General features: G+C 63.4%; 23 protein-coding genes. 11 read left to right on the top strand and 12 right to left on the bottom strand.

Annotation, left to right across the window (positions count from 1 at the left end; translation table 11 throughout):
• Positions 1–29: 29 nt before the first annotated feature.
• The 3 genes from ACF8RA_RS05645 to ACF8RA_RS05635 all read right to left on the bottom strand — a co-directional run bounded on the left by ACF8RA_RS05645 (position 30) and on the right by ACF8RA_RS05635 (position 1,906).
• Positions 30–821, bottom strand: a complete 792-nt coding sequence (locus ACF8RA_RS05645; RefSeq protein ID WP_176682731.1) for an OmpA family protein — start codon at positions 819–821, stop codon at positions 30–32.
• Between the two features lie 50 nt (positions 822–871).
• On the bottom strand, positions 872–1,285 hold the full coding sequence (locus tag ACF8RA_RS05640) for a DUF4398 domain-containing protein (RefSeq protein ID WP_020190164.1): 414 nt from the start codon (positions 1,283–1,285) through the stop codon (positions 872–874).
• Positions 1,286–1,561: 276 nt separating this feature from the next.
• A complete protein-coding gene (locus ACF8RA_RS05635; protein WP_176682732.1) occupies positions 1,562–1,906 on the bottom strand; it encodes a pilin assembly protein in 345 nt (114 codons plus the stop codon).
• Between the two features lie 261 nt (positions 1,907–2,167).
• On the opposite strand from ACF8RA_RS05635, the gene ppc reads away from it, so the two are divergent.
• The 7 genes from ppc to ACF8RA_RS05600 all read left to right on the top strand — a co-directional run bounded on the left by ppc (position 2,168) and on the right by ACF8RA_RS05600 (position 9,360).
• Complete coding sequence (gene ppc / locus ACF8RA_RS05630) at positions 2,168–4,795, top strand: phosphoenolpyruvate carboxylase (RefSeq protein WP_392514398.1); 2,628 nt, start codon at positions 2,168–2,170, stop codon at positions 4,793–4,795.
• A 257-nt stretch (positions 4,796–5,052) separates the two neighbouring features.
• Positions 5,053–5,703, top strand: coding sequence for an adenylate kinase (gene adk / locus ACF8RA_RS05625; RefSeq protein WP_004575467.1), 651 nt, complete (start codon positions 5,053–5,055; stop codon positions 5,701–5,703).
• Between the two features lie 139 nt (positions 5,704–5,842).
• Complete coding sequence (tsaB, locus tag ACF8RA_RS05620; RefSeq protein WP_392518910.1) at positions 5,843–6,517, top strand: tRNA (adenosine(37)-N6)-threonylcarbamoyltransferase complex dimerization subunit type 1 TsaB; 675 nt, start codon at positions 5,843–5,845, stop codon at positions 6,515–6,517.
• A gap of 131 nt (positions 6,518–6,648) precedes the next feature.
• Complete coding sequence (locus tag ACF8RA_RS05615) at positions 6,649–6,939, top strand: hypothetical protein (protein WP_392518909.1); 291 nt, start codon at positions 6,649–6,651, stop codon at positions 6,937–6,939.
• 3 nt (positions 6,940–6,942) lie between these two features.
• On the top strand, positions 6,943–7,812 hold the full coding sequence (locus ACF8RA_RS05610; RefSeq protein WP_392518908.1) for a DUF72 domain-containing protein: 870 nt from the start codon (positions 6,943–6,945) through the stop codon (positions 7,810–7,812).
• 28 nt (positions 7,813–7,840) lie between these two features.
• The gene (locus ACF8RA_RS05605; RefSeq protein WP_339442967.1) at positions 7,841–8,671 is read left to right on the top strand and encodes an isocitrate lyase/phosphoenolpyruvate mutase family protein; all 831 of its coding nucleotides are present in this window, start codon (positions 7,841–7,843) and stop codon (positions 8,669–8,671) included.
• Positions 8,671–9,360: an extensin family protein gene (locus ACF8RA_RS05600; RefSeq protein ID WP_176682736.1), complete on the top strand. Its 690-nt coding sequence runs from the start codon at positions 8,671–8,673 to the stop codon at positions 9,358–9,360. The genes ACF8RA_RS05605 and ACF8RA_RS05600 overlap by 1 nt, the downstream gene beginning before the upstream one ends.
• A gap of 2 nt (positions 9,361–9,362) precedes the next feature.
• On the opposite strand, the gene ACF8RA_RS05595 is transcribed toward ACF8RA_RS05600, so the two are convergent.
• Complete coding sequence (locus tag ACF8RA_RS05595) at positions 9,363–9,983, bottom strand: energy transducer TonB (RefSeq protein ID WP_392518907.1); 621 nt, start codon at positions 9,981–9,983, stop codon at positions 9,363–9,365.
• A gap of 104 nt (positions 9,984–10,087) precedes the next feature.
• On the opposite strand from ACF8RA_RS05595, the gene ACF8RA_RS05590 reads away from it, so the two are divergent.
• Positions 10,088–10,864 carry a class I SAM-dependent methyltransferase gene (locus tag ACF8RA_RS05590; protein ID WP_176682738.1) on the top strand — a complete coding sequence of 259 codons (777 nt, stop codon included), beginning with the start codon at positions 10,088–10,090 and terminating at the stop codon, positions 10,862–10,864.
• Here ACF8RA_RS05590 and ACF8RA_RS05585 read toward each other — a convergent pair.
• Together ACF8RA_RS05585 and ACF8RA_RS05580 are read right to left on the bottom strand one after the other, a co-directional pair.
• The gene (locus tag ACF8RA_RS05585; RefSeq protein ID WP_392518906.1) at positions 10,861–11,751 is read right to left on the bottom strand and encodes an RHS repeat-associated core domain-containing protein; all 891 of its coding nucleotides are present in this window, start codon (positions 11,749–11,751) and stop codon (positions 10,861–10,863) included. The two genes, ACF8RA_RS05590 and ACF8RA_RS05585, sit on opposite strands and share 4 nt — an antisense overlap.
• A gap of 288 nt (positions 11,752–12,039) precedes the next feature.
• On the bottom strand, positions 12,040–12,705 hold the full coding sequence (locus tag ACF8RA_RS05580) for a TetR/AcrR family transcriptional regulator (RefSeq protein WP_176682740.1): 666 nt from the start codon (positions 12,703–12,705) through the stop codon (positions 12,040–12,042).
• 175 nt (positions 12,706–12,880) lie between these two features.
• Between ACF8RA_RS05580 and ACF8RA_RS05575 the strand changes: the two genes are divergently transcribed.
• The gene (locus tag ACF8RA_RS05575; RefSeq protein ID WP_209963930.1) at positions 12,881–13,981 is read left to right on the top strand and encodes an efflux RND transporter periplasmic adaptor subunit; all 1,101 of its coding nucleotides are present in this window, start codon (positions 12,881–12,883) and stop codon (positions 13,979–13,981) included.
• A gap of 6 nt (positions 13,982–13,987) precedes the next feature.
• Positions 13,988–17,053, top strand: a complete 3,066-nt coding sequence (locus ACF8RA_RS05570; protein ID WP_176682742.1) for an efflux RND transporter permease subunit — start codon at positions 13,988–13,990, stop codon at positions 17,051–17,053.
• Between the two features lie 141 nt (positions 17,054–17,194).
• Here the strand turns inward: ACF8RA_RS05570 and ACF8RA_RS05565 are convergent, their stop codons facing one another.
• From ACF8RA_RS05565 to plsB, 3 genes are all read right to left on the bottom strand, one after another.
• The gene (locus tag ACF8RA_RS05565; RefSeq protein WP_274147774.1) at positions 17,195–17,881 is read right to left on the bottom strand and encodes a DUF4197 domain-containing protein; all 687 of its coding nucleotides are present in this window, start codon (positions 17,879–17,881) and stop codon (positions 17,195–17,197) included.
• Positions 17,882–17,914: 33 nt separating this feature from the next.
• The gene (locus tag ACF8RA_RS05560) at positions 17,915–18,313 is read right to left on the bottom strand and encodes a YbaY family lipoprotein (protein WP_103462968.1); all 399 of its coding nucleotides are present in this window, start codon (positions 18,311–18,313) and stop codon (positions 17,915–17,917) included.
• 76 nt (positions 18,314–18,389) lie between these two features.
• Entirely contained in the window at positions 18,390–20,876 is a 2,487-nt protein-coding gene (gene plsB, locus ACF8RA_RS05555; RefSeq protein WP_392460516.1) for a glycerol-3-phosphate 1-O-acyltransferase PlsB, read from the bottom strand.
• A 233-nt stretch (positions 20,877–21,109) separates the two neighbouring features.
• Here plsB and ACF8RA_RS05550 point away from each other — a divergent pair, with 233 nt between their 5' ends.
• Entirely contained in the window at positions 21,110–21,319 is a 210-nt protein-coding gene (locus ACF8RA_RS05550) for a cold-shock protein (protein WP_003252255.1), read from the top strand.
• Positions 21,320–21,441: 122 nt separating this feature from the next.
• Here the strand turns inward: ACF8RA_RS05550 and ACF8RA_RS05545 are convergent, their stop codons facing one another.
• Genes ACF8RA_RS05545 through dapE form a run of 3 tightly spaced genes read right to left on the bottom strand, consistent with a single transcriptional unit; the run spans position 21,442 to position 23,799 of the window.
• The gene (locus tag ACF8RA_RS05545) at positions 21,442–21,819 is read right to left on the bottom strand and encodes a hypothetical protein (protein ID WP_176682746.1); all 378 of its coding nucleotides are present in this window, start codon (positions 21,817–21,819) and stop codon (positions 21,442–21,444) included.
• 16 nt (positions 21,820–21,835) lie between these two features.
• Complete coding sequence (locus ACF8RA_RS05540; RefSeq protein ID WP_003252259.1) at positions 21,836–22,648, bottom strand: putative RNA methyltransferase; 813 nt, start codon at positions 22,646–22,648, stop codon at positions 21,836–21,838.
• Complete coding sequence (gene dapE / locus ACF8RA_RS05535) at positions 22,648–23,799, bottom strand: succinyl-diaminopimelate desuccinylase (RefSeq protein ID WP_176682747.1); 1,152 nt, start codon at positions 23,797–23,799, stop codon at positions 22,648–22,650. Before dapE ends, ACF8RA_RS05540 begins: the two co-directional genes overlap by 1 nt.
• Between the last annotated feature and the right edge of the window lie 94 nt (positions 23,800–23,893).

The raw sequence follows: 23,893 nt of genomic DNA, 5'->3' as shown, positions 1-23,893 counted from the left end.
GCGGGGCTTGTCATTTCAGCTAACCAGCCTTACTGCTGAGCCTGGCTCACCGAGCGCGGTGCCACCGGCTGGTTGTCGTTGGAGATGGTCACCTCCACCCGACGGTTCTGCGCACGCCCCGAGTTGCTCGAGTTGTCCGCTACCGGGTACGCCTTGCCATAGCCCTGGGAAACGATACGCGCCGGATCTACCCCGGCACGTACCAGTGCCATGCGCACGCTGTTGGCGCGGCGCTCGGACAGTGTCTGGTTGTAGTTGGCCGAGCCGACGCTGTCGGTGTAGCCCTCGACGATCACCTTGCGTTCCGGGTTTTCCTGGAGGAACCGTGCCAGCTTGGTGATATTCGGGTAAGCGCTGCTCTTGAGTTCGGCCTTGTTGAAGTCGAACAGTACATCGCCGAAGGTCACCAGCGTTCCGCGGTCGGTCTGCTTGGCGTTGAGGCTGTCCTGCAGCTTGGCGATCTGCGCGTCGCGGGCATCCAGCTTGGCCTGGGCGCGCTGGGCCGAGGCGTTTTTCAGTTCAGCTTCGGCGGTACGCAGGGCAATGGTCTGCTTGGCCACTTCGACGCGCTGGTTGGTCAGGTAGGCCAGTTGGTCGACCTTCTTCTCGTCTTCACGGTCCATGTAGGCCTTGTCGGCCTTGTTCAGCCAGTCCTGGGCGTCCTTGGTCTCCAGTGCCGCGACCTTGCTCGCTTGCGGGTTGCTCTGCAGCGAAGAGAAGTTGGTGCGGGCCGCTTCCAGATTGGCATTCGGATCGTGCGAGCAGGCAGCAAGACCGACGCTCAGGGCCAGCAGGGCGGGAATCATGACGTGTTTGCGCATAGTGTTCATCCTTTGATCGTGTGCGAAGGCTAAGGTTGGCGGGGCAGGGCTCACTGAACGCTGCGCAGGCCTTCCTCACGTACGTCCTGAACGCCCTGGCGGGCATCCTGCACGGCCTTCTGGGCTTTGGCTGCCTGGGCCTTGCGTTCGGCGAGGCGGGCATCCCACTCGGCCTGTTGGGCCAGGCGCTTGGCCTCGTCGTACTTCTTGTCGTGCATGGCGATTTCGGCTTGCTTGAACTTGTCCTGAGCCGCCTTCATTTCCACGGCGGCGAACTCGGTACCGCCGGCGCTGACGGCGGAGTTCACGGCGGACTGGGTGACGGCATACTGCTCGGTGGGCGGATTGCCCGCACAGCCGGCCAGGACCAGGCTACTGCCCAGTGCCAGCGCGGCCAGCTTGAACCCGCGCACATGAGTGGATGACAGTTTGCTAGTGCGGGTCTTCATGGTGGTCAGCTCCATTGGATCACTCCTGATAACGACGATGTCCGTAGCAGTCCATCGCTCAATCCCTGACAAAACCGCGCGCTTCAGCTCAACGGTGCACGAGGGCAGTGTGCAGGGTTTTAGCGTGATGGCTATTGGCTCCGACTCGGACGTTTTTCGAATAGTTCAGAAAAAAGCGCCGGAATCGGATAACTATTTCTGACTGATCGGTCAGTGCGATTTGCCTGGAACTTTCTCAGGCTGGAGCTGTATTCCGGGCCTTCATCAGGCCCGGAACGCAGGAGCGCAGGATTATTTTTCGCTGTCGACTGTAGCGTTGCTCAAGTTGTGCAGGTGCTGGCGGGACAGGGAGAGAAAGCGCGGCGTAGGACCGACGTCCTCGTACAGCGGGTCGCCTTCTTCGTCGGTAGCGATGACCTGGCGCCCCTGCACATAGGGGAAGCTGGCCTCCAATTCTTCAAGGGCGGCTGCGACCAGTTCGCCGAGCAGTTCTTCAGCGGTGCGCTTGGGGTACATGTCGATCAGCGCGGCCAGGCGCGCTTCTGACTCCAGGTCCAGGTGCAGGACATGGCCGGTACGGCTAAGGGTACCGGCGGCATTCTGTTCCCAGTGCTGGGCGAGTTCACGGATTTTCATGATGACCTCTGTTGACGCCTGGAAAGGCTGCACTGCATGGGAGTGCTGTGCTTTCACTTTAGTTTGGTTTGGCCGATCACGGCTTGCCATCGTCGCCCGGCTGTGGGCACTCTTGGGGGATACCGCCCCCCCTGTAGGAGCGGGTTTACCCGCGAACACCGGCAACGCCGGTGCCAGGCACCGCCTTGGGTTGTTCACGGGTTAACCCGCGCTTGCACAGGGCGCGCTGAGGCTGATAGGGATGCAACGGAGAGAGCGCCAATGACCGATATCGATGTGCGTTTGCGTGAAGATGTCCATGTGTTGGGTGAACTGCTTGGCGAAACCATTCGCCAGCAGCATGGCGATGCGTTCCTGCAGAAAATCGAGGACATCCGCCACAGTGCCAAGGCCGACCGCCGCGGCCCTGGTGAGCAACTGAGTTCAACCCTGGCGGACCTGGCCGAAGAAGACCTGCTGCCTGTAGCGAGGGCCTTCAACCAGTTCCTCAACCTGGCCAACATGGCCGAGCAGTACCAGTTGATCCGCCGCCGCGACGCTGACCAACCCGAACCTTTCGAAGCGCGGGTACTGCCCGAGCTGCTGGGGCGCCTGAAGCAGGCCGGCCACAGCAACGACGCCCTGGCCCGGCAACTGGCCAAGCTCGATATCCAGCTGGTGCTCACCGCACACCCCACCGAAGTGGCCCGCCGCACGCTGATCCAGAAGTACGACGCGATCGCCGGCCAACTGGCCGCACAGGACCATCGTGACCTGACCCCGGCAGAACGCCAGCAAGTGCGCGAACGCCTGCGCCGGCTGATCGCCGAGGCCTGGCATACCGAAGAAATCCGCCGCACCCGGCCTACGCCGGTAGACGAAGCCAAGTGGGGTTTCGCAGTGATCGAGCATTCGCTGTGGCACGCCATCCCCAGCCACCTGCGCAAGGTCGACAAGGCCCTGCTGGAGGCCACTGGCCTGCGCCTGCCGCTGGAGGCCGCGCCGATCCGCTTTGCCTCGTGGATGGGGGGGGACCGGGATGGCAACCCCAATGTGACCGCTGCCGTCACCCGCGAAGTGCTGCTGCTGGCGCGCTGGATGGCCGCCGACCTGTTCCTGCGCGACATCGATGCACTGGCCGCCGAGTTGTCCATGCAGCAGGCCAGCGACGCCCTGCACAAACAAGTCGGCGACAGTGCCGAACCCTACCGCGCTGTGCTCAAGCAACTGCGCGACCGCCTGCGTGCGACACGCGCATGGGCGCATTCGGCCTTGACCAGCAACCAACCAGCCGGTGCCGACGTGCTGGTGGACAACCGCGACCTGATCGCGCCACTGGAGCTGTGCTACCAGTCGTTGCACGAATGCGGCATGGGCGTGATCGCCGAAGGCCCGCTGCTTGACTGCTTGCGTCGCGCGGTTACCTTCGGCCTGTTTCTGGGCCGCCTGGACGTGCGCCAGGACGCTGCCCGTCACCGTGATGCGCTGACCGAGATTACCGACTACCTGGGCCTGGGGCGTTACGCTGACTGGGATGAGGAGCAACGCATCGCGTTCCTCCAGGCCGAGCTGAAAAACCGCCGGCCCCTGCTACCTGCGCATTTCAAGCCGCAAGCGGACACCGCCGAAGTGCTGGCGACCTGCAGGGAGGTGGCCGCAGCGCCGGCTGCCTCGCTGGGGTCTTACGTCATCTCCATGGCGGGCGCCGCCTCGGATGTACTGGCGGTGCAACTGTTGCTCAAGGAAGCTGGCCTGACCCGCCCCATGCGTGTGGTGCCACTGTTCGAGACCCTGGCCGACCTCGACAACGCCGGCCCGGTCATGCAGCGCCTGCTTGGCCTGCCGGGCTACCGTGCGGGCCTGCGCGGCCCGCAGGAAGTGATGATTGGTTACTCCGATTCGGCCAAGGACGCCGGCACCACGGCTGCTGCCTGGGCGCAGTACCGGGCTCAGGAAAACCTGGTGCGTATCTGTGCCGAGCATCAGGTCGAGCTGCTGCTGTTCCACGGCCGTGGCGGTACGGTCGGGCGAGGCGGTGGCCCGGCCCATGCCGCGATCCTGTCGCAGCCACCGGGTTCGGTGGCGGGGCGTTTCCGCACCACCGAGCAGGGTGAAATGATTCGCTTCAAGTTCGGCTTGCCGGGCATCGCCGAGCAAAACCTCAACCTGTACCTGGCTGCCGTGCTTGAAGCCACGCTGTTGCCACCGCCGCCCCCGCAGCCGGCCTGGCGTGAGGTGATGGACCAGTTGGCTGCCGATGGTGTCCAGGCCTACCGCGGCGTGGTGCGGGATAATCCCGATTTCGTCGAGTACTTCCGCCAGTCGACGCCAGAACAGGAGCTGGGGCGCCTGCCGCTGGGCAGCCGCCCGGCCAAGCGTCGCGCCGGGGGCATCGAAAGCCTGCGCGCCATCCCGTGGATCTTCGGCTGGACCCAGACCCGGCTGATGCTGCCGGCCTGGCTGGGCTGGGAAACCGCGCTGACGAATGCCTTGGCCCGGGGACAGGGTGAGTTGCTGGCGCAGATGCGAGAGCAATGGCCGTTCTTCCGTACCCGCATCGACATGCTGGAAATGGTGCTGGCCAAGGCCGATGCGCAAATTGCCGAGGCCTACGACGAACGTCTGGTGCAACCGCACTTGCTCCCTTTAGGTGCGCACCTGCGCGACCTATTGTCGCAGTCATGCCAGGTGGTGTTGGGCCTGACCGGGCAGCCGGTGCTACTGGCGCACAGCCCCGAGACACTGGAATTCATTAGCCTGCGCAATACCTATCTGGACCCGTTGCACCGCCTGCAGGCAGAGTTGCTGGCTCGCTCGCGCAGCCGCGAAGCCGCTCTGGACAGCCCGTTGGAGCAGGCCTTGCTGGTGACCGTGGCGGGTATTGCCGCTGGGCTGCGCAACACCGGCTAAGGGCAAGCCCGGGTCGTGTCTGGCGAGTGCCATACAGGCCCGGCACAATGACGGGGAGGGTGGTTGCGCCTGGCGCAACCGCCTGCCCGGTCAGCCGCAAGTGGCGCATTCCTGCAACTTTGGGACGCTTGTCTGGCTGCCGGGCGCTGTGTATCTTGAGCAGCCTTCTGACCGATTTATGGTCATACCCGATTTTCCGGACTTGGCCCTGGTCGCCGAATCCATTGAATTTCATAAAAAAATTTGAGGAGCACAAGATGCGCGTAATTCTGCTGGGAGCTCCCGGGGCCGGTAAAGGTACTCAGGCAAAGTTCATCACCGAAAAGTTCGGTATTCCACAGATCTCCACCGGTGACATGCTGCGTGCCGCCGTCAAGGCCGGCACCCCGCTGGGCCTGGAGCTGAAGAAAGTCATGGATGCAGGCCAGCTGGTCTCCGACGAGTTGATCATCAGCCTGGTGAAGGAGCGCATCGCTCAGCCTGATTGCGCCAACGGTTGCCTGTTCGACGGCTTCCCACGCACCATCCCGCAAGCCGAAGCCATGGTCGCTGCCGGTGTCGACATTGATGCCGTGGTTGAAATTGCCGTGGACGACGAAGAAATCGTCGGCCGCATGGCGGGCCGCCGCGTGCACCTGGCCTCGGGCCGTACCTACCACATTCAGTACAACCCGCCGAAAGTGGAAGGCAAGGACGACGAGACCGGTGAAGACCTGATCCAGCGTGACGACGACAAAGAAGAAACCGTTCGCCATCGCCTGTCGGTCTACCACAGCCAGACCAAGCCGCTGGTGGATTTCTACCAGAAGCTGTCGGCTGCCAATGGCGGCAAGCCGAAGTACAGCCACATTGAAGGTGTCGGCTCGGTTGAAGCCATCACCGCCAAGGTCCTGGCAGCCCTGAGCTGAACCGGCGCCTGACGCACCTCGAAACGGCCCGCTTGCGGGCCGTTGTCGTTTGTAGGCCGCACAGCGGCCCCCTCGGGACACAACGCCGCTGCTGCTCTATACTGCCGCTCTTTTTCATTCGCACCTGGATACCCGTTCGATGACCACCCTGCTGGCCCTGGATACCGCCACCGAAGCCTGTTCCGTCGCGCTGCTGCATGACGGCAAGGTAACCAGCCACTACGAGGTGATCCCGCGCATGCATGCCCAGAAGCTGCTGCCGATGATCAAGCAACTGCTGGCCGACGCTGGCGTGGCACTGAATGCGCTGGATGCCATTGCCTTTGGCCGTGGCCCGGGCGCGTTCACTGGCGTGCGTATTGCCATCGGTGTGGTGCAAGGCCTGGCCTTTGCCCTCGAACGCCCGGTGCTGCCGGTGTCCAACCTGGCCGCACTGGCCCAGGGTGCATTGCGCGAGCATGGCGTGCAGCAGGTGGCAGCGGCCATTGATGCACGCATGGATGAAGTGTACTGGGGTTGCTACCAGGCCACGGCGGGCGAAATGCGCCTGGTCGGCCGTGAAGCCGTGCTGCCGCCCGAGCAGGTGGCGCTGCCGGCAGGCAGCAATGGCGAGTGGTTCGGTGCCGGTACCGGATGGGGCTATGCCGAGCGCCTGGCGGTTCAGGTGGCCGCGAGCAACCCTGGCGCCTTGCCCAATGCCCTGGACGTCCTCAGCCTGGCCAACTTCGCCTGGGCGCGTGGCGAGGCAATCGTCGCCGAGCAGGCGCAGCCGGTTTATCTGCGCGATAATGTAGCCACGCCCAAGAAGCACTGAGTGCTGTTCGTCGGTTATCGCCGAACACACTAAAACCTTTTGCGCGATCTGTGGTCCAGTTATCACTCAAGCATTAGCGACGGAACCCTGATGCTGCTAAATTGCCATCATTGGTCCTGAGTGCTCATGCCATGCGTATCGACGGTTTCTCATCGCAGTCCTACCCGCTCAAGCGCACCTCGCGCAAAGCAGCGGTGCGTGACCAGGCCATCGACGATGCCGAGGTGATCGAGGAGGCAGAAGCCGCCCCGCAGGAAACCGCCGCCCGCCGCCCTGGCGGTGGACTGCCAGCCCGCCAGCAGGACATGGTTTTCCCTCGTGCCCGTGACCGCCGCACCGCCACCGCACTGGCCAGCTACCTGAGCACTGCCGGTTTTACCGACTGGGACATGGAAGTACTGGGGCTCGACCTGTACATTTGATGGATGAATCCGTCACTACTGCCATACTTTCTCGGTTGCCCGTCGTGGAGCGAAAACGCCTGGCGCGACTACCTGTACCCCGCCGACGCCAGCAGTAATCAAATGCTTGGCTTCTACAGCCAGGTCTTCAACGCCGTCGAAGGCAACACCACTTTCTATGCACGTCCCGCGCCCGGTACCATTGCCCGCTGGGCGCAAGTCATGCCCGAGCACTTTCGCTTCACTGCCAAGTTTCCGCGGGATGTCAGCCATGAGGGCGACCTGCGTGACCAGCTTGAGCCTGCCTTCGACTTCACCCGGCTGATGGCCCCGCTGGGCCAGCGCGTGTCACCCTACTGGCTGCAGTTGCCGGCCCAGTTTGGCCCGGCGCGCCTGGGTGAGCTTTGTCACTTCCTCGATCAGATCGCCGTGCCCGTGGCCGTGGAAGTGCGCAACCAGGCCTTTTTTGCCAAGGGTGAGGAAGAACGCCTGCTCAATCGCCTGCTGCACGAACGCGGCGTGGAGCGCATCTGCCTCGACCCGCGCGCGCTGTTCAGTTGCACCTCGCGCGACCCTGCCGTGCTGCATGCGCAGTCGAAGAAGCCCAGGGTGCCACCGCGTCCGGCAGCCTTCAGCCAGCACCCTCAGGTTCGCTTCATCGGCCATCCGGAACTGGAGGCCAACCACACCTTCCTCAGCCCTTGGGTAGAAAAAGTCGCCGCCTGGATCGAAGAAGGCCGCAATCCCTATATCTTCCTGCACACCTCGGACAATCGCCTGGCTGCGGCGCTGGCCCAGTGTTTCCATCAGCGGCTGATGGCACGGCTGCCGGGCCTGGCACCTTTGCCGGAATTGCCGCGCGCCCCTGAGGTCGAACAATTAGGGCTACTCTGACCTTTCCCTGACTGCCGGAGGTTGAACCATGGATGTGCAAACCCTGCGAGCTGAGGCCTTCAAGGCTTTACACGAGCGCGACGGCGCGTTCGTCATCCCCAACCCGTGGGATGCCGGCTCCGCCAAGTTGCTCGCCAGCCTGGGTTTCGAGGCACTGGCCACTACCAGTGCAGGCCTGGCCTTCAGCCTGGGCCGGCCAGACGCCGAAGGCGCCTTGAGCCTGGACGATACGCTGGACAATGCCGGCGAGATCGTCGATGCCACCGCGCTGCCGGTGGCCGCCGATCTGGAAAACGGCTTTGGCGATTTGCCCGAAGACTGTGCCCAGACCATTCTGCGTGCCGCCGAAGTCGGCCTGGTAGGCGGCTCCATCGAAGATGCCAGTGGCCGCAGTGATGCGCCCATCTATGACTTCGGGCTGGCCGTGGAGCGCGTGCGCGCCGCTGTGCAGGCGGCGCGTGGCCTGCCATTTCCGTTCACCTTGTGCGCCCGGGCAGAAAACCTGCTGCACGGGCGCATGGACCTCGATGACACGATCTTGCGCCTGCAAGCCTACGCCGAAGCCGGTGCCGACGTGCTCTACGCCCCGGGGCTGCGTACCGTGGAGGAAGTCCGTGCCGTGGTGCAGGCAGTCGCACCGCGCCCTGTGAATGTGCTGATGGGCATGGCGGGCGTGCAGCTCAACGTCAACCAGTTGCAGGACCTGGGCGTGCGTCGCATCAGTGTGGGCTCCTCGCTGGCCCGTGCTGCACTCGGGGCCTTTCACCGAGCCGCGCTGGAAATTCGCGATGAGGGCACGTTCGGTTACGGTGAGCAGGCCATGCCGTTTGCCCAACTGAACGACCTGTTCCGCCGCTGATGCGGGCATTGCTGGCGATATTGGCCGGCCTGCTGACGGTGGCCGGCCTGGCCTGGCACTTCGGCTGGCGCCTGCCTGCCATGTGGAACCCCTGGGCACCGCTGGACGTAAGCCAGCCGCCCAACCTGCTGACCCCCTACAAACTGTCGCGCCTGCGCAATGACCCGGCGCTGTGCCGGCAGGCGCTGGAAACCAGCCACCTGCGTTACCGGGCACAAGCCGACAGCCCGGCGTCGGCCAACTGCCCGCTGCAGAACGTCTGGCGCATCGAGGGCGGCCAGGCGCGGCTGAGCAGCAGCTTTCTGGCCAGTTGCCCGCTGGCGGTGGCCTATGCACTGTTCGAGAACCATGGCTTGCAGCCGGCGGCGCAGGAAGTGTTTGGGCAATCGGTGACGCAGGTCGATCACCTGGGCAGCTTTGCCTGCCGCAATGTCTACCATCGCAAGCAGGGCCGATTGAGCCAGCACGCCACGGCCAATGCGCTGGACATCAGCGGATTTCGCCTGAAGGACGGCCGGCGCATTATTCTGGCGCGTGACTGGCAGGCAGGTGGACAGAAGGCGGAATTCCTGCACCGGGTGCAGCGGGCAGCTTGCGAGAGCTTCAGCACGGTACTGGGGCCGGACTACAACGCTGCGCACCGCAACCACTTCCATCTGGACATGGGGCGCTGGCAGATCTGTCGTTAGCTTCAGGCGTACGCGCGCACGTTGTTCAGCACCACTGGGCGCGCCCAGTGGATGTCGAACTCCAGGTCATTCTGCTGCTTGGCCAGGGTGGCTTCGTCGAACGGTTCGGGCGCCGGGTCCAGCAGGTTGGTCTCGAACTCGGCAATGGGCAGGAACAATGACCGTGGTGTGGGGCCCGGGCCAGGCTCGGCAATGGGCTGGCCCTGGCTCATTACCACCGGACGCAGCCAGCTGTTGTTGATGTCGAGCTGACGCTGCTGCTCGATCAGTTCAATGGCGCTGAACGGCTCGGGCGCGGGTGGCAGCAGCTTGGCCTCGAGCTCGGCCTTGGGCAGGAAAAGCGGCTCGGGCGGTGCCACCACGGTGTCTTGCACCGGGCAGGCGCGCTGGGCGTCGATCAGGGCCAGGGCACGGGCCCCGCCGATGGGTTCGCCGCTGTCCTGATCGTACTGCACGAACGACTGGCTGACGCCGTCTACGGGCTCTTCCTGCCGCTCGGCCATGGCCCGGGCAAAGAAATCCTGCCACAGGTGGCTGACGCCCCCAAGTGCCTGGGTGTTGTGCTGACTGTAGTTGCCGACAGGCGACAAATAGGTCAAGCCGATGGGAAGAGTATCTGACATGGCAGTCGTGCGCGCTGTGCTCTGGCAGAATAGCGGGATATTGCCTGTATCGGCCGTGGTTGCCGATTCATTAAGGGCTTGGTTTGATTTTTCGGGTGTGAACGATGGAAGAGCAAGGCACGGGTATCAGGGTCGAGGCAATGACAGCTGAGTATGCGCAACAGGCCAGGGCGTGGGCTGAACGCCTGGGCCTGCCGCTGCAGGACGATACCGCCGGCTTCGCTGTGCAGGTGGGCGCCGACGGCTTGCAGATTCAGCAACTGGGCCCGCAGGCGCCCGGGCCGGTGCGCGTGGACTTCGTCGAAGGCCAGGCTGCGCATCGCCGCCAGTTTGGCGGTGGCAACGGGCAGATGATCGCCAAGGCCGTGGGCATTGCCCAAGGTATCCGGCCGCAGGTGCTGGATGCCACGGCGGGGCTGGGCAAGGACGCGTTCGTGCTGGCCAGCCTTGGCTGCCAGATGACCCTGATCGAGCGCCAGCCGCTCATTGCCGCGCTGCTGGAGGACGGCCTGGCGCGGGCGCGAGCGGACGAAGAAGTGGGCCCGATTGTCGGGCGCATGCGCCTGCTGACCGGCAACGCCATCGAGCGCATGCGCGCCTGGGAAGGGGAGGCGCCGCAGGTGATCTACCTCGACCCGATGTTCCCGCACCGCGACAAGAGCGCCCTGGTGAAAAAGGAAATGCGCGTGTTCCGGCCTTTGGTGGGCGATGACCTGGATGCCCCGGCCCTGCTCGAAGCCGCCCTGGCGCTGGCCAGCCACCGGGTGGTGGTGAAGCGCCCGCGCAAGGCGCCGACCATCGACGGGCCGAAGCCGAGCCATAGCCTTGAGGGTAAGTCGAGCCGCTATGACATTTATCCGAAGAAGGCGTTGAAGGCCTAGTCTCCACGCAGGCGCCTCAGGCGTTCTTTCAACTCTTGGTCTACAAAGTCTTCCGGGATTGAAGGGTCAATGGTTGAAGGGCCGCCAAGTATATCTTCAGCGGTTTTACGGCTAGGGCCGGAGTAGACTGGAATTTCACCATGTAGCTCTTGAGTAAGTGTAAAGTTAAAACGACCGTTCTGGTCAGCTGACAACTTTTTCAATGTTGCGTGTTGCCGATCAAGCGTGCTTAATTCTTGGAGCGCATTTTCCGTTATATGAGGATCGTCATATTTAAGTCCAAGTTCTAGTTTTTTTTCAGATCTGAGTTGGCGCTTGCTGATGGATTTTGAGAGCTTATTGTATTCATTTCTAGATAGGTTAGGTCTGCGCTCATCCAGACGTGGAGCAAGCTTCTTGTATGAATAGCCACCATTGAGCTTTTTGTACAGCCTTCCGAAAAATCTGCCGCTAGGGTCCACTCTGTTGATGGGGTCGTTACCGCAATAGGCATAGGCATTGAGACCACCTTTTCCGAACGGGGAAAAGCTGTCCGCACTGTGAAAGCGCATCAGTCTTGAATTGAACAGACGGTGACCATTACCTAGCAAGTAACCTATGGCAGAGGGTAACCAGCTCTGGCCTGTGAATCGAGATAGTAAGGGGTTGGTAGGCGGGCAATTGTCATTGCCGTAAGGGCTGTAGTTAATGTTCCTCTGGCTTTTCGAGCCAATGCTGACTGTTGATTCTTGTGCGTCGGTGGCCAATAGACGTACTTGTGGAGGGGTATTTGTCGATTCGCTTAGATTCCGGTTATTGGCGCTGAGCAATGTCTGGTGAGTACTCCCTGTATGCCAGGTTGAAAGCTTATTATCCTTATAGAAAAAAATCAGTGTGTGCGCTGGCATGGTGATGCGTTCATGTTAATGAGTTAGATATGAACCTACCGGGAGTTTTTCTGTTTGGCTACTGGCAGAAATGCTAGGTAGGCGCATTGGTTAAACAGGTTCGGCTGATTGGCGAATATGGCCCGTTGTGCGCCTCTATCGCGACACAAGGCCCCCTATAATGGCCTGTGTCCAACATCGATCAGTGTGTAGGAGCGGGTTTACCCGCGAATATGGTGGCGGCAGCAACGGTGAACGGCTGGTAGAAATTGGCCGGCAGACCCGGCCCTTTCGCGGGTAAACCCGCTCCTACAGGGGGACGTGATAGGTGTTTTCAGGGTGGAAAGCCCGCAAGAATACTGCTACCACCTCTCGCACATGCGCCTCGGCCTCATCCCCCTCCAGCGGCCCCGCACAACCCAGCAGCAAGCGGTAATCTGGCGCCCCCTTGACCAGGCAGAAGAAGTGCTCCGCCGCCCTCAATGGGTTGTCGATGCGCAGCAGCCCGCGCTCGTGGGCCCCGCGCAGCAGGGCTTCCATCCCGGCCAGCACGCGCTTGGGCCCGGCCTCGTAGAAGTACTCGCCAAAACTCGGGTCCAGGCTGCCCTGGGCCATGATCAGGCGGCTGAGCTTGATCGCTTCGTCACTGCTGATAAGCGCCTGGAAGTTGCGGGCAATGGTCAGCAGCACTTCTTCCACCGGTACCCCCTCGGGATACTCGAACAGCAGGTCAGGCAACTGGATCTGGCAGGTGGCCATGACCGCCGAGCAGAACAGGGTCTGCTTGTCGGTGAAGTGGCTGTACACGGTGAGCTTTGAAACACCTGCCGCCGCAGCGACCGCATCCATGCTGGTGTTGGCGTAGCCAAGGCTGAGGAACAGCGTCTTGGCCGCTTCGAGGATCGCCTCGCGCTTGGCCAGGTCCTTGGGCCGGCCCGGGCCGATGGGTGCGTCGTTGGACATTGTGGTCTGCATCTGGTTGAAGGATCACCATCTTAACGGGTCAGGCGCCATCCGGCGAAAGCCAGGCTGCATTACCTGCTCACCGCACGCTTGAAAAACCAGCGCGCACCCTTCCCGCCATCCTTTCACTGACTTAATATACCCGTCAGTACAAATATTAAATGTGCACTCCGCGAAAGGATTCATCATGTTGCGCCATGCCTTGTCCATCGCTCTGCCCGCCGCTGCTGCCCTGCTTCTGGCGGCGTGTGGCCAGGAAGCCGCCCCACCCGCAGCACCGCGCCCGGCACTGGTGGTTCAGCCACAGCCGGCCGAAGCCGCTGCCGACAGTTACCCCGGTGAGGTGCGTGCGCGTTTCGAACCGGAGCTGGCCTTCCGCATTGGCGGCAAGGTCAGCAACCGTTTGGTCGAGGAAGGGCAGCGGGTCAAGGCCGACCAGCCGCTGGCCGAACTGGACCCGCAGGACGTGCATCTGCAGCTGGAAGCCAACCGCGCCCGGGTGGCCGCTGCGCAGGCCAATCTGTCGCTGGTGCGCGCCGAGCGCGACCGCTACCAGAAGCTGCTGGAGCGGCAGATGGTCAGCCATTCCCTGTACGACAATGCCGAAAACCTCTACCGCGCAGGCCTTGCCCGTCTGAAGCAGGCCAAAGCCGAGTTCGATGTGGCTGGCAACCAGGCCGAATATGCCGTATTGCGTGCGCCGCAGGCCGGGGTGATCGCCAAGCGCCAGGTTGAAGTGGGCCAGGTGGTCGCCGCCGGGCAGACCGTGTTTACCCTCGCCGCCGATGGCGAGCGAGAAGTGGTCATCGGCCTGCCGGAACAGCAGTTCGCTCGCTTCGCTGTGGGCCAACCGGTGAGCGTGGAGCTGTGGTCGCACCCGCAGGCACGTTTCCAGGGGCGCATTCGCGAGCTGTCACCGGCTGCCGACCCGCGCTCGCGCACGTTCGCGGCGCGCGTCGCCTTTACCACGGCCGCCGTTCCGGCTGAGTTGGGCCAGAGCGCCCGGGTGTTCATCGCCAAGGATGGGCTGATCCCGCTGTCGGTACCGCTGTCGGCAGTGACTGCGGAAAACGGTCAGGCCTATGTCTGGCGGGTGAACAAGGAAAGCCGCCTGGAGCGGGCGACCGTGCGGCTGGGGGCATATGGCAGCGACAGTGTGCCGGTGCTCGAAGGCCTGGACCCGGGTGACTGGGTGGTTGCCGCTGGTGGCCATGTACTGCGCGAGGGCCAGGAGGTACGCCCCGTGGACCGCAGCAACCGTGTAGTGAACCTGGCGGCCAAGGAGTAAGTCCCGATGGGTTTCAACCTTTCTGCCTGGGCGCTGCGCAACCGCCAGATCGTCCTGTTCCTGATGATCCTGCTGGCCGCCATTGGCGCCATGTCGTACACCAAGCTTGGCCAGAGCGAGGACCCGCCATTCACCTTCAAGGCCATGGTCATCCGCACCCTGTGGCCAGGCGCCAGCGCCGAAGAAGTGTCGCGCCAGGTGACCGAGCGCATCGAGAAGAAGCTGATGGAAACCGGCGAGTACGAAAAGATTGTCTCGTTCTCTCGCCCCGGTGAATCGCAGGTCACTTTCATGGCCCGCGACTCGCTGCATTCCCAAGACATCCCTGAGCTGTGGTACCAGATCCGCAAGAAGGTTGCGGACATTCGTCATACCTTGCCACCGGAGATCCAGGGCCCGTTCTTCAATGACGAGTTCGGCACTACCTTCGGCAATATCTATGCGCTGACTGGTGAGGGTTTCGATTATGCGCTGCTCAAGGACTACGCCGACCGTATCCAGATCCAGCTGCAGCGGGTCAAGGATGTGGGCAAGGTCGAGCTGATCGGCCTGCAGGACGAGAAAGTCTGGATCGAGCTGTCCAACCTCAAGCTGGCGACCCTCGGGGTGCCCCTGGAAGCTGTGCAGAAGGCGTTGCAAGAGCAGAACGCGGTGAGCACCGCCGGTTTCTTCGAGACGCCCAGCGAGCGCCTGCATCTGCGGGTGAGCGGGCGTTTCGACAGCGTCGAGCAGATCCGCCAGTTCCCCATTCGCGTGGGTGATCGCACCTTCCGGATTGGCGATGTCGCCGAGGTGCACCGTGGCTTCAACGACCCACCCGCACCACGCATGCGCTTCATGGGCGAGGATGCCATTGGCCTGGCAGTGTCGATGAAAGACGGTGGTGACATCCTGGTGCTGGGCAAGGCCCTGGAAGGCGAGTTCGAGCGCCTGGCGCACAGCCTGCCGGCCGGCATGGAGCTGCGCAAGGTCTCGGATCAACCGGCGGCGGTGAAGGCTGGCGTGGGGGAGTTCGTCCAGGTGCTGGTCGAGGCGCTGGTCATTGTGCTGCTGGTGAGCTTCTTCTCGCTGGGCCTGCGCACCGGCCTGGTGGTGGCGCTGGCCATTCCGCTGGTGTTGGCCATGACCTTTGCCGCCATGCATTACTTCGGCATCGGCCTGCACAAGATTTCCCTCGGCGCACTGGTGCTGGCCCTGGGCTTGCTGGTGGATGACGCGATCATTGCCGTGGAGATGATGGCGATCAAGATGGAGCAGGGCTACGACCGGCTCAAGGCGGCCAGCTATGCCTGGACTAGTACGGCCTTCCCGATGCTTACCGGCACGCTGATCACGGCAGCAGGTTTTCTGCCGATTGCCACCGCGGCCTCCAGCACGGGCGAATACACCCGGTCGATCTTCCAGGTGGTAACCATCGCTCTGCTGACCTCGTGGGTGGTGGCCGTGGTGTTCGTGCCTTACCTGGGCGAGCGCCTGTTACCCGACCTGGCCAAGCTGCATGCCGCGCGCCATGGCAAGGACGGCCATGCGCCAGACCCATACGCCACCCCGTTCTACCAGCGCGTGCGACGGCTGGTGGAGTGGTGCGTACGGCGGCGCAAGACGGTAATCCTGCTGACCATCGCTGCCTTTGTCGGCAGCATCCTGCTGTTCCGCTTCGTACCCCAGCAGTTCTTCCCGGCTTCCGGGCGCCCGGAGCTGATGGTTGACCTGAAGCTGGCCGAAGGCGCCTCGCTGGCCAATACCGCCGAGCGGGTCAAGCAGCTGGAGGCGCTGCTCAAGCAGCAGGACGGTATCGACAACTACGTGGCCTATGTGGGCACCGGTTCGCCGCGCTTCTACCTGCCGTTGGACCAGCAACTGCCGGCAGCCAGCTTTGCCCAGTTCGTGGTGCTGGCCAAGTCGATGGAAGACCGCGAGCGCCTGCGCAGTTGGCTGATCAGCACTGTGGACCAGCAGTTCCCCGACCTGCGTGCCCGGGTCACGCGCCTGGAAAACGGCCCGCCCGTGGGCTACCCGGTGCAGTTCCGGGTCACTGGCGAGCATATCGAGAAGGCCCGTGCACTGGCCCGTGAAGTGGCTGACAAAGTGCGCGAGAACCCGCATGTGGTGAACGTGCATCTGGACTGGGAGGAACCCAGCAAGGCGGTGTTCCTCGAAATCGACCAGGACCGCGCCCGGGCGCTGGGTGTGAGCACCGCGCACCTGGCGAGCTTCCTGCAAAGCTCGCTGATCGGCACCACGGTCAGCCAGTACCGCGAGGACAACGAGCTGATCGAGATCCTGCTGCGCGGTACCCCCCAGGAACGCAGTGAGCTGGGCAACCTGGGTAGCCTGGCGTTGCCCACCGACAATGGCCAGAGCGTGGCGCTGTCGCAGGTGGCGACCCTGGAGTACGGCTTTGAAGAAGGCATTATCTGGCACCGCAACCGCTTGCCGACGGTGACCGTGCGTGCCGATATCTACGACCAGGAGCAGCCGGCGACGCTGGTGAAACAGATTCTGCCGACCCTGCAGGACATCCGCGCCAAGCTGCCCGATGGCTATCTGCTGGAGGTGGGCGGCACAGTGGAGGACTCCGAGCGTGGGCAGAAATCGGTGAATGCCGGCATGCCACTGTTCGTCGTGGTAGTGCTGAGCTTGCTGATGATCCAGCTGCGCAGTTTCTCGCGCACGGTGATGGTGTTCCTCACCGCGCCGCTGGGGCTGATTGGTGTGACCCTGTTCCTGCTGGTGTTCCGCCAGCCGTTCGGCTTTGTCGCCATGCTCGGCACCATTGCCCTGGCGGGGATGATCATGCGCAATTCGGTGATCCTGGTGGACCAGATCGAGCAAGACATCGCAGCGGGGATGGAGCGCTGGCAGGCGATCATCGAGGCTACGGTGCGGCGCTTCCGGCCGATCGTGCTGACCGCGCTGGCGGCGGTGCTGGCCATGATCCCGTTGTCACGTAGTGTGTTCTATGGACCGATGGCGGTGGCGATCATGGGTGGGCTGATCGTGGCCACGGTGCTTACACTGCTGTTCCTACCGGCGTTGTATGCGGCGTGGTTCAGGGTGAAGAAGGGCTGAAGGCCGCTCCTACAACGGCCTGTGTCCAACCCCGCCGCCGTGTAGGAGCGGGTTTACCTGCGAATACGGTGGCGGCAGCAACGGTGAGCGGCTGGTGAAAATTGGCCAGCAGGCCCGGCCCTTTCGCGGGTGAACCCGCTCCTACAGCGCGCCGAAGACCTTCTTGGCCAGGCTGGTAGCCGCGGCTGCCGGGTTCTGGCGAATGCTCTGCTCCTGTTTGCCGATCATCTCGAACAGGCCATCCAGCGCCTTCTCGGTCACGTAGTTCTCGATATTGGCGTCATCCTTGACCAGCCCCAGGCCTTTGGCCTGGGCAGCGAAGGCATTGTACTGCTGGGCCACGCCGACCTTGTCGGTGGCCTGCTTGACGATTGGCAGGAACTTGGCGCGGATCTGCTCGCGGCTGCTCTTGTTCAGGTACTGGGTGGCCGAGTCGTCACCGCCGCTGAGGATGCCCTTGGCATCGGTCACGCTCATGTTCTTCACGGCATCCACCAAAATCGCCTGGGCCTGCGGCACGGCAGCCTCGGCGGCCTTGTTCATGCTGGTTTCCAGGGCTTCGACCTGTTCACCCTTGCCGAACATTTTCATCGCCTTGGCAGCTTTGCCCAGGTTGCCTGGCAGCTCGATGCGCACGTCCGGGTTGTTGCTGAAGCCGCCTGGGGCACTCAGTTGCTTGACGGCCAGTTGCGCACCTTGGGTCAGGGCGTCCTTCAGGCCGCCGGTGGCGTCTTTCTGGCTGAGGTCGCCGAGCGACAGGGCCAGGGCACTGGCCGACAGCAGCAGGCCGGCGCACAGGGTGGTGAAGCGCAGGGAAGTGCGGATCATGAAGCTTTCCTTGTAAACGGATGAGTACGGGTATCAGCGAACCTGGTCTACCTTGATGCGTACAGATTGCGGGTCACTGCCATCGAGCGCGACAGCGTGGTGTTCGGTATTGATGAACAGCAACTTGCCATTCAGCTCGATGCGCGCGCTCACCGCATAGCGGTGGCCAGGCTTGACCTGCGCGGGGTCATAGGTGAGATGGAACGGCAGTGGTACGTTGCCTTTGACCGGGCCGGCCTGGCGCGCCAGGGTTACGGCAGGGGCGTCCATCAGCGACACATCCTGCAGTTCCACGCTCAGGGTGGCGGCAGGCGGCAGGGCAATGCGCTGCAGGTAGAAGACTTCACCGTCCAGGCTGGCCTGGCTGTGTGGGGTTTGGCTGGAACAGGCTGCAAGCAGGGATGCGCAACACAGCATAAAGAGCTTTTTCATGGAATCTCCGGTGTCCTTGGAGCTGGCTTGTGGCCAACCCCAGGGACTTTAGCGGATTTTCCCGACCGATGAACCGTTAGAGTGCCGAAGTTTCCAGCCCGTCGTCACGGTGCAGGGCCACCTGGCGGATCGACAGGCGCAGCTCGGCCGACAGCACACGCTTGGCCACGCCCTCGGCCAGCTCGCCGAGCTTGTCCTGATAACCCAGCTTGCCTTGAGCGTCGGCGTGCAGCACGCCTTGCTCGAGCAAGGTCTGGATGAAGTGGCGGAACAGCGTCTTGTCGAAGAACTCCGGCGCGTTCAAACCATGCAGGATCGACAGGCGCTGGGCCATCATCACGCACAAGTCTTCCAGCGCTTCGGCGCTCAGGCTGTTCTGCCCGCTGTTGATCAGCAGCGAGGTGGCCATGTAGAAGCGCTGCAGGGTCTGGGTGATGGTGCGGGCAAGCAGGGTCAGCAAAACGAACTGCCTCGAGCTGGGCGCCGGGCGCACGTACAGGTCGTTGTCCTGGCGCAGCAGGCCCTGTTCCACCAACGCGACCAGCCATTGGTCGATGACCTCGTCCAGCTGTTCTGGTGTCCAGCGCAGGAACAGTTCGGCCTGCAGGTAGGGGTAAAGCGCGTGCACATACTGGCCCAGCAGTTGGCGGCTCATGCGTGAACTGCTGAGGAAGAAGCTGGCCAGCAGCGCCGGCAGGGCGAAGATGTGCAGCACGTTGTTGCGGTAATAGGTCATCAGTACCGCATTGCCTTCATCCAGATAGAGGATGCGGCCCAGGGCGTCCTTCTGCTCGGCCACCAGGTTCATGCTGCGTACATGTTCGATCAATGCCTGGCCGTCGCCCTCGGGCAGGGTGGTGTGCGGCGAGTAGGGCACTTGGCGCAGGAGCGCCAGGTACAGGTCGAGTACGCGGGTCAGGGCGCGTTCGTCCAGGGCAAGGCGGCTGGTGGACAGCAGTGCCAGGGCCACCAGGTTGACCGGGTTGATGGCGGCTGCCTCGTTGAGGTGACGGGCCACGGTTTCTCCCAGGCGAGCGGTGGTAGCGTTGAGCCAGTCCGGACGGTACTGCGGACCGTGATCCTGGTCACGCCAGCCGGGCTGCTGCTGGTCGAGGAAACCAGCCAGGCGGATGGGTTCGCCGAAGTTGACGTAGACCTGGCCAAAGCGCTGCTTGAGTGCGCCGAACACCTTGAAGATGTCGAACACCGACTCCTTCTTCTTGCTGGCGCCGCGCAGTTCGCCCAGGTAGGTACGGCCTTCGAGCACGCGCTCGTAGCCGATGTACACCGGCACGAACACGATTGGTGTACGCGACGAACGCAGGAAGCTGCGCAGGGTAATGGCCAGCATCCCGGTGCGCGGCTGCAACATGCGCCCGGTGCGCGAGCGGCCGCCTTCGACGAAGTACTCGACCGGGAAACCCTTGGTGTACAGCGTGTGCAGGTACTCGTTGAACACTGCCGTGTAAAGCGGGTTGCCCTTGAACGTGCGGCGCATGAAGAAGGCGCCGCCACGGCGCAGCAGGTTACCCACCACCGGCATGTTGAGGTTGATGCCCGCCGCCACGTGCGGCGGGGTGAGGCCGTTGCGGAACAGCAGGTACGACAGCAGCAGGTAGTCGATGTGGCTGCGGTGGCACGGCACGTAGATCACTTCATGGCCAGGGGCGATACCCTGCACCTGTTCGATGTGGTTGACCTTGATGCCGTCGTAGATCTTGTTCCAGAACCAGCTGAGCACCACTTCGAGGAAGCGGATGGCGGTGTAAGTGTAGTCCGAGGCTATCTCGTTGCCGTAGCGCAGTGCCTGGGCCTCGGCTTTGGCCAGCGGCAGGTTCTCGCGCTGCGCTTCGTCGGCAATCGCCTGGCGCACTTGCGGAGCATGGACCAGGCCTTTGACCAGGGTGCGTCGGTGCGAGATGTCCGGGCCGATGACAGCAGTCTTGAGGTTGCGAAAGTGCACGCGCATCAGGCGCTGGGCCATGCGCACGGTGCGCTCGTGGCCTTTGTTGTGCTGCACCAGTTCGCGCAGGTGGATTGGCGCGGAGAATTGTACCCGGGTCTTGCGCCCGAGGATCAGTACGGTCAGCAGCCGGCGCAGGCGCCCGGTTACCGCCCAGCTGTCGGCGAACAGCAGCTTCCAGGGGCTGGACTCGCTGGCCGGGGTCTGGCCCCAGAACACGCTGACAGGAATGATCTGCGCATCTTCTTCGGCATGCTGGCTGACGGCAGCCACCAGGCGCTCGAGCGTGGGCGGGGCGCCACTTTTGTCCTGCCGGCCGAGCCAGTCCGGGTCGGGGGTCAGGTAGAAGAACGCGGCGGGTTCCTGCAGTGGGCCGACGGCTACCGGCAGCACCGGGCGCGGCAGCCCCGCCTTGGTGCACTCGTGGTCGAGCACGGCCAGGTCGGTGAGCGCGGGCGAGGGCAGCGCATAGAACACCGGCCGACTGCGGTCCAGGTTGAGGGTCATGGAAGACTGGTTGATGGTCTCGGAGCGCACCCACAGGTACAACAGGCGACGCAGGCCGCCGAAGATCAGGCGGCGCAGGGGGGAACGGGTCATGGGGTGTGTGCCCTGGGTGTGATTATCAGGTGAGTATCCTGCTATTTAGTCTGCCGTATCGGCGTAAGTTCAGCAAAATTCGGCCAACAGCGGGGCCGTCATCAATTTTTTTTGTTCTGTGTCATATACTCGGCCTGCCACTTGCAGGATATTTCGGCAAGCGGCGTTGGCATGGGGCAGGTGACCTCATGCCTGCAAGGCGATCTTCACAATAAAAATCCGGAGTAGTTCAGATGTCGTCTCGTGAGACTGGGAATGTAAAGTGGTTCAACGATGCCAAGGGTTACGGCTTCATTCAGCGCGAAGGTGGTGCAGATGTGTTCGTCCACTATCGGGCGATTCGCGGTGAGGGGCATCGTACCCTGGTCGAAGGGCAGCGGGTGGAGTACGCCTGCGTGCAGGGCCAGAAAGGCCTGCAAGCCGAAGACGTAGTGGGCCTCTGAGCCTCTGGTTTCAAGCCGTAGGAGCGGGCTTGCCCGCGAAGCAGCCACCACGGTGGCTGCCACGGGCATGGCCCGTGTTCGCGGGTAAACCCGCTCCTACAGAAACGAGCAAGGCTGCCGTTTCATGATGTACGCCAGGTGATTTCCTCCTCACCGTCGGCGCTGATGCGGACCCAGCGGTCGGCATCTTCTTCCCCGTCTTCCTCAACCCAGCCACCCGGCGCACAGCGCACTTCCACACCCAGCGCGGCAAATGCAGCCCTGGCGCAGGCAACGTCATCGGCCCACGGCGTCTGGTCGCTTTCCAGGTACAGGCTGTTCCATTTCCCTACAGCCTTGGGTAACCAAGTGACCGGAATGTTACCGGCATGGCATTTGAAGGTCTGGCCTTTCTGCTTCCATTCAGTGCACGGGCCGATTGCCTGGGCAAGCCACTCGGCAATCTGCTTGTGGTCGACGTCGGCGTCCTTCAGGTAGATCTCGATATCAGGTTGACGCATAAGGGCTCCGGTGTGCTCAGTCTTGGCGCACGAAATAGTCATAACGCATGGAAACCGTGACCTCGAACGGCTCGGGCTGGTCGATCACCCGGGCACGTTTTTCGGCGCTGGCGCGCCAGCCGTGTGGGGTCATGGCCAGCAGGTCGGCGCGGGCCTTGGGCGCGGCTAGGCTCAGGCGGAACTCGAGGGTTTCGCTGTGGGCATGGGCCATGCCTTCAGGGACCAGGGCCAGGTGCTTGTCGTCGGCGTAAGGGCGTACTTCATCGTAGAGCACTTCACGCAGTTCCATCAGATGGCCGCTGGTCGGGCCGACCCGCATCAGGCCGCCGCCGGGGCTGAGCAAACGCTTGGCCTCGGCCCAGTCCAGCGGGCTGAAAACGCTGGCGATGAACTGGCAGCTGGCGTCGGTCAGCGGTACGCGGGCCATGCTGGCGACCATCCAGGTGACCGCCGGTGCTCGGCGGCAGGCACGCTTGACCGCTTCGCGGGAGATGTCCAGCGCATAGCCGTCGGCGGCCGGCAAGGCCTGGGCGATCTGTGCGGTGTAGTAACCCTCGCCGCAGCCGATGTCCAGCCAGGCGCCAGGCTGGCGCTCGGCGGCCAGCTCGGCCAGGCGGCGGGCGACTGGCGCGTAATGGCCGGCGTCGAGAAAGTCGCGGCGTGCTTCGACCATGGCCTGGTTGTCACCGGGGTCGCGGCTGTTCTTGTGCTGCACCGGCAGCAGGTTCAGGTAACCCTGGCGGGCGCGGTCGAAGCGGTGGCCAGCCGGGCACACCACACCATTGTCGAGCCGGCTCAGCGGCGCCTGGCAAAGCGGGCAGGCAAGCATCAGGCGAGCAACCGGACCAGGGTCTGGTAGTAGATTTCGGTCAGCAGATCGAGGTCGCTGGCAAGGATCCGCTCGTCAACCTGGTGGATGGTGGCGTTGACCGGGCCGAGTTCGACTACCTGGGTGCCCATGGTTGCGATGAAACGGCCATCGGAGGTGCCGCCGCTGGTGGAGGGCTGGGTTTCGCGACCGGTGACGCCCTTGATGCTGGCCGCCACGGCGTCGAGCAGCTCGCCTGGTTCGGTCAGGAATGGCAGGCCCGACAGTGCCCAATCGACCGACCAGTCCAGTTCATGCTTGTCGAGAATCGCCGACACTCGGGCCTGCAGGCCTTCGACGGTGGACTCGGTAGAGAAGCGGAAGTTGAACAGCGCGGTCAGCTCGCCCGGGACCACGTTGGTGGCGCCGGTGCCGGAGTTGACGTTGGAGATCTGGAAGCTGGTTGGCGGGAAAAACGCGTTGCCTTCGTCCCAGTGCTCGGCAGCCAGTTCCGCCAGGGCCGGGGCGGCCAGGTGGATCGGGTTGCGCGCCAGGTGCGGATAGGCCACATGGCCCTGCTTGCCGCGTATGGTCAGCTTGGCGCCCAGTGAACCACGGCGGCCGTTCTTGACCACGTCACCCAGCAAGGTGGTGCTGGACGGTTCGCCGACGATGCACCAGTCCAGGCGCTCGTTGCGCGCTTTCAGGCGCTCGACCACCGCCTTGGTGCCGTGGTGGGCCGGGCCTTCCTCGTCGCTGGTGATCAGAAACGCGACCTTGCCGCGATGGTCCGGGTAGTCCTGCACAAAGCGCTCGCTGGCGATGACCATGGACGCCAGGCTGCCCTTCATGTCGGCGGCGCCACGACCGCAGAGCATGCCGTCGGCGTCGATCAGCGCCTCGAACGGTTCATGCTGCCATTGCTGGACCGGGCCGGTGGGCACCACGTCGGTGTGGCCGGCAAAGCACAGCACCGGGCCTTCCTGGTTGCCGTGGGTGGCCCAGAAGTTGTCGACGTCTTCGATGCGCATCGGCTCCAGCTGGAAACCAACGGCGCCCAGACGGTTCATCATCTGCGCCTGGCAATCGGCATCGACGGGGGTGACCGAGGGACGACGGATCAGGTCGCAGGCCAGTTGAAGGGTAGGCGAGAGCTCGGCAGGGGCCGTCATGGGGAACTCCGGGGCAAGGCAAGGCTGGGAAATCTGAGGGGCGTTATCTTATATCAAACCGAAGGGCCAATGGGGCCGCTTTGCGGCCCTATCG

It is taken from the genome of Pseudomonas sp. FYR_5 (assembly GCF_043106315.1).
In the GTDB taxonomy this organism is placed as follows: Bacteria; Pseudomonadota; Gammaproteobacteria; order Pseudomonadales; family Pseudomonadaceae; genus Aquipseudomonas; species Aquipseudomonas putida_Y.
Note: the sequence above shows the minus strand (reverse complement) of the source record. Positions and strands in the feature narration are given on the sequence as shown.

Bases quoted from the DNA above. Each gene is read 5' to 3' on its own strand.
- ACF8RA_RS05645 (WP_176682731.1), bottom strand. From the start codon at position 821: ATGCGCAAACACGTCATGATTCCCGCCCTGCTGGCCCTGAGCGTCGGT.
- ACF8RA_RS05640 (WP_020190164.1), bottom strand. From the start codon at position 1,285: ATGGAGCTGACCACCATGAAGACCCGCACTAGCAAACTGTCATCCACT.
- ACF8RA_RS05635 (WP_176682732.1), bottom strand. From the start codon at position 1,906: ATGAAAATCCGTGAACTCGCCCAGCACTGGGAACAGAATGCCGCCGGT.
- ppc (WP_392514398.1), top strand. From the start codon at position 2,168: ATGACCGATATCGATGTGCGTTTGCGTGAAGATGTCCATGTGTTGGGT.
- adk (WP_004575467.1), top strand. From the start codon at position 5,053: ATGCGCGTAATTCTGCTGGGAGCTCCCGGGGCCGGTAAAGGTACTCAG.
- tsaB (WP_392518910.1), top strand. From the start codon at position 5,843: ATGACCACCCTGCTGGCCCTGGATACCGCCACCGAAGCCTGTTCCGTC.
- ACF8RA_RS05615 (WP_392518909.1), top strand. From the start codon at position 6,649: ATGCGTATCGACGGTTTCTCATCGCAGTCCTACCCGCTCAAGCGCACC.
- ACF8RA_RS05610 (WP_392518908.1), top strand. From the start codon at position 6,943: ATGAATCCGTCACTACTGCCATACTTTCTCGGTTGCCCGTCGTGGAGC.
- ACF8RA_RS05605 (WP_339442967.1), top strand. From the start codon at position 7,841: ATGGATGTGCAAACCCTGCGAGCTGAGGCCTTCAAGGCTTTACACGAG.
- ACF8RA_RS05600 (WP_176682736.1), top strand. From the start codon at position 8,671: ATGCGGGCATTGCTGGCGATATTGGCCGGCCTGCTGACGGTGGCCGGC.
- ACF8RA_RS05595 (WP_392518907.1), bottom strand. From the start codon at position 9,983: ATGTCAGATACTCTTCCCATCGGCTTGACCTATTTGTCGCCTGTCGGC.
- ACF8RA_RS05590 (WP_176682738.1), top strand. From the start codon at position 10,088: ATGGAAGAGCAAGGCACGGGTATCAGGGTCGAGGCAATGACAGCTGAG.
- ACF8RA_RS05585 (WP_392518906.1), bottom strand. From the start codon at position 11,751: ATGCCAGCGCACACACTGATTTTTTTCTATAAGGATAATAAGCTTTCA.
- ACF8RA_RS05580 (WP_176682740.1), bottom strand. From the start codon at position 12,705: ATGCAGACCACAATGTCCAACGACGCACCCATCGGCCCGGGCCGGCCC.
- ACF8RA_RS05575 (WP_209963930.1), top strand. From the start codon at position 12,881: ATGTTGCGCCATGCCTTGTCCATCGCTCTGCCCGCCGCTGCTGCCCTG.
- ACF8RA_RS05570 (WP_176682742.1), top strand. From the start codon at position 13,988: ATGGGTTTCAACCTTTCTGCCTGGGCGCTGCGCAACCGCCAGATCGTC.
- ACF8RA_RS05565 (WP_274147774.1), bottom strand. From the start codon at position 17,881: ATGATCCGCACTTCCCTGCGCTTCACCACCCTGTGCGCCGGCCTGCTG.
- ACF8RA_RS05560 (WP_103462968.1), bottom strand. From the start codon at position 18,313: ATGAAAAAGCTCTTTATGCTGTGTTGCGCATCCCTGCTTGCAGCCTGT.
- plsB (WP_392460516.1), bottom strand. From the start codon at position 20,876: ATGACCCGTTCCCCCCTGCGCCGCCTGATCTTCGGCGGCCTGCGTCGC.
- ACF8RA_RS05550 (WP_003252255.1), top strand. From the start codon at position 21,110: ATGTCGTCTCGTGAGACTGGGAATGTAAAGTGGTTCAACGATGCCAAG.
- ACF8RA_RS05545 (WP_176682746.1), bottom strand. From the start codon at position 21,819: ATGCGTCAACCTGATATCGAGATCTACCTGAAGGACGCCGACGTCGAC.
- ACF8RA_RS05540 (WP_003252259.1), bottom strand. From the start codon at position 22,648: ATGCTTGCCTGCCCGCTTTGCCAGGCGCCGCTGAGCCGGCTCGACAAT.
- dapE (WP_176682747.1), bottom strand. From the start codon at position 23,799: ATGACGGCCCCTGCCGAGCTCTCGCCTACCCTTCAACTGGCCTGCGAC.